Here is a 3,382-nt window from a genome sequence, read left to right as displayed (position 1 = left end):
CGATTACGCCGCTGAGTTGATTGCCCAGCGGCGCCGGGCGCCCGGCGCCGACCTGGTCAGCGGCCTGGTCGTCGCGGCCGACGAGGACGGCGGCATCCCCGAGACCTGGCTCGTCCACCTCGTCTGCGGCCTGGCGGGCAGCGGCAACGAGAGCGTCACCGGCGCCCTCGGCAACGCCTTCGTCTACCTCCTCGGCGACCGCCCCTCCTCCTGGCCCCGCCTCGCCGACCCCGCCGTCGCCGAACGCGCCACCGAACGGCTCCTGCACCACATCCCCCTCGGCGACGACGACGCCACGACCCGGCGCGCCGTCGAGGCGGTCGAACTCGGCGGGGTGCCGATCCCGGCCGGCGCGGTGGTGGCCGTCAGCCTCAACAGCGCCAACCGCGACGGTGCCGTCTTCCCGGACGGCGGCCTCGACGCCGACCTCGCCGCGCCGCTCGCCGCCCCGACCCTCGCCTTCAGCGCCGGCCCGCACTACTGCCTGGGCGCCTGGCGGATGCGCCTGGAGATGCACGAGGCCCTCCACCGCCTCGCCACGGCACTTCCGGGCCTGCGCCTCGCCCACCCCGGCTCGGCCATCGGCTGGCAGCTCGGCAGCACGACGCGCAGTCCGTCGGCCCTCCCCGTGGTGTGGTGACCGGATCGTCCGTGGCGCGGTGACCGGATCGTGGAATTGCGGGCGGCGGCGGGCCGGTTGTCGTACCGTCCGGGATCATGGACCTCGAATTCGCCACCCGATTCGCCCAGGACTGGGCCGCCGCCTGGAACTCCCACGACCTGGAGCGCATCCTCGCCCACTTCACCGAGGACGTCGTCTTCGCCTCGCCCAGGATCCTGGAGATCATCGGTGACCCGTCCGGCGAGGTGCGCGGCAAGGACGCCCTGCGCGCCTACTGGGCCAAGGGCCTCGACCACCTGCCCGACCTGCACTTCACCGTCGAGGACGTCCGCGCCTCCGTCGACACCCTCGTCATCAACTACCGCAACGAGCGCGGCCAGGCCGTCGCGGAGGTCCTGACCTTCCGCGACGGCCTGGTCTCCCGCGGCTTCGGCGCCTACGGCCCGGCGGTGTGACGCAGCAGGGTGTCCGGGGCCGCGGCTCCGGACACCCTGCCCGGGCGTGAACGGAGTGTTAAGCGATCATTGGGATTTCGTCCCAAGCCCGTACGCGCGGCCGGGGGTGATCCACTGCCGGGTAAGGTGAGCCTCAGTGCCACGACCCCGCTTGGAGACCGACGATGTTCATCAGTCCCGCCCGTCGCCGGGCCGCTGCGACACTGGCCGTTTCGGCGGCGGCCGCGCTCGTGCTCTCGTCGTGCAGCTCCTCGTCGGACGGCGGGGACGACTCCGGCTCGGACACCTCCGCCACCGCCCCGGCCACCGGGCCGTCCCTGCCGCCGCCCACCAGCGTCACGCTGCCGCCCGAGCACACGGGCTTCGACTACCAGATCTCCGCGCCCTACCAGCCCCCGGCCGGGGTGCAGGTGGTCAGCCGCGACCACGGCGCCGCGCCGGCGGCCGGGCTGTACAACATCTGCTACGTCAACGCCTTCCAGGCCCAGTCCGGCGCCGAGAAGGACTGGGAGCCGGACCTGCTCCTGCGCGACGGCGGCGGCAAGGTCGTCTACGACAAGAACTGGAACGAGGCCGTGCTGGACGTCCGCACCGACGCCAAGCGCCAGCGCATCGCCCAGAAGGTGAACGGCTGGATCGACGAGTGCGCGGCCAAGGGCTTCAACGCCGTCGAGCCGGACAACTACGACAGCTACACCCGCTCCGACAACCTGATCACCGTGGCCGACGTCGAGGCGTTCCAGACGGTGATCGCCGCGCACGCGCACGAGAAGAAGCTCGCGATCGGGCAGAAGAACACCGTCGAGCTGGCCGGGGACCGGCAGAAGGTCGGGCTGGACTTCGCCGTCGCCGAGGAGTGCGGCGAGCAGGACGAGTGCAACGGCTACGCCGACGCCTTCGGCAACCGGGTCTACGTCGTCGAGTACACCGACAAGGGCCTGTCGAAGGCCTGCAAGGGCTGGGGCGACAAGCTGAGCATCGTCCGCCGGGACAAGAACGTGCTGCCCGAGGGCAAGTCGGGCAACGTCCGCAAGACCTGCTGAGCCCGGATGTGACGAAACCCTGACGACTCGGCTCCGCCCCTGGTCAAGACGGGGGCGGGCCTGGTCGAATCGGCGGTGTGGACAGCACAGCGCACACCAGGAAGGGCACCCCGGTCGGCCGCCGGGTGGTGCTCGGGCTGCTCGGCCTCGGCGCGGCGGGCGTCGCCGCCGGGCCGTACCTGCAGAAGGCCCAGGACACCGTCGCCGGCAAGGACCCGACCGGCCTCACCGGCCTCCTGCCCGGAGGCGGCGGCTTCCGCTACTACTCGATCACCGCCTCCGTCCCCGAGCGCACGGCCGAGACGTACACCCTCAGCGTCGACGGCCTCGTCGACCGCCCGGGCACCTTCCGCCTCGCCGAGCTCCAGGCCATGCCCCAGCGGCGGATCGTCCACGACGTGCAGTGCGTGACCGGCTGGCGCGTCCCCGACACCCCCTTCGAGGGCGTCCCGCTGGCCCACCTGCTCGACGCGGCCGGCGTGCGGCCCGGCGCGCGGGCGGTGCGGTTCAGCTGCTTCGACGGCGCCTACACCGAGAGCCTCACCCTCGACCAGGCCCGCCGCGACGACGTCCTCGTCGCGCTCCGCATGCAGGACGCCCCCATCTCCCACTCCCACGGCGGCCCGGCCCGGCTCTACGTCGCGCCGATGTACTTCTACAAGTCCGCGAAGTGGCTCTCCGGAATCACCGTGACCGACGCGGTGCAGCCCGGCTACTGGGAACGCAACGGCTACGACGTCGACGCCTGGGTCGGCCGCTCGAACGGACGTGACGATGCACCGACCGCCTGACCTCCTCCTCCGCTTCAGCCGCGCCGAACGCTGGGTCCACCGCGTCACCGCCGCCCTGATGCTGATCTGCCTCACCACGGCCGCGTTCCTGTACGTGCCGCCGCTGGCCGAGCTCGTCGGCAGGCGACGGCTCGTCGTGACCGTCCACGTGTGGTGCGGCCTCGCCCTGCCCGTCCCGCTGCTCCTCGGCCTCGCCTCCCGCGCCCTGCGCGCCGACTTCTCCCGGCTGAGCCGCTTCACCCCGACGGACTGGGCCTGGCTGCGCGCCCTGCGCACCCGCGCCGCCGACCGCCCCGCCGGCAAGTTCAACGCGGGCCAGAAGCTCTACGCCCAGTGGACCCTCGGCGCGATCCTCGTCATCGTCGGCACCGGCCTGCTGATGTGGCTGACCCACCTCGCCCCGCCGTCCTGGCGCACCGGGGCGACCTTCGTCCACGACTGGCTGGCCGCCGCGATCGCCGTCGTCACGGT

The 3,382-nt window shown here is 72.6% G+C and carries 5 protein-coding genes; all 5 read left to right on the top strand.

Features of this window, described 5'->3' with window-relative positions; translation table 11 throughout:
* Nucleotides 1-640 (top strand): cytochrome P450 (locus AB0O00_RS33215; RefSeq protein WP_363658164.1); only part of this gene is annotated, 640 nt, incomplete at its 5' end.
* A gap of 77 nt (nucleotides 641-717) precedes the next feature.
* Nucleotides 718-1,077 (top strand): nuclear transport factor 2 family protein, encoded by a 360-nt coding sequence (locus tag AB0O00_RS33210; RefSeq protein ID WP_363658162.1) that lies wholly within the window; start codon nucleotides 718-720, stop codon nucleotides 1,075-1,077.
* A gap of 164 nt (nucleotides 1,078-1,241) precedes the next feature.
* Complete coding sequence (locus tag AB0O00_RS33205) at nucleotides 1,242-2,120, top strand: endo alpha-1,4 polygalactosaminidase (protein ID WP_363658160.1); 879 nt, start codon at nucleotides 1,242-1,244, stop codon at nucleotides 2,118-2,120.
* Nucleotides 2,121-2,188: 68 nt separating this feature from the next.
* The gene (locus tag AB0O00_RS33200) at nucleotides 2,189-2,911 is read left to right on the top strand and encodes a molybdopterin-dependent oxidoreductase (protein WP_363658166.1); all 723 of its coding nucleotides are present in this window, start codon (nucleotides 2,189-2,191) and stop codon (nucleotides 2,909-2,911) included.
* Nucleotides 2,895-3,382: cytochrome b/b6 domain-containing protein (locus tag AB0O00_RS33195; protein WP_363658158.1), on the top strand; the 488-nt coding region annotated here is incomplete at its 3' end. The genes AB0O00_RS33200 and AB0O00_RS33195, both read left to right, overlap by 17 nt.

Source organism: Kitasatospora sp. NPDC093558 (assembly GCF_040683475.1).
In the GTDB taxonomy this organism is placed as follows: domain Bacteria; phylum Actinomycetota; class Actinomycetes; order Streptomycetales; family Streptomycetaceae; genus Kitasatospora.
Note: the sequence above shows the minus strand (reverse complement) of the source record. Positions and strands in the feature narration are given on the sequence as shown.

Bases quoted from the DNA above. Each gene is read 5' to 3' on its own strand.
- AB0O00_RS33210 (WP_363658162.1), top strand. From the start codon at position 718: ATGGACCTCGAATTCGCCACCCGATTCGCCCAGGACTGGGCCGCCGCC.
- AB0O00_RS33205 (WP_363658160.1), top strand. From the start codon at position 1,242: ATGTTCATCAGTCCCGCCCGTCGCCGGGCCGCTGCGACACTGGCCGTT.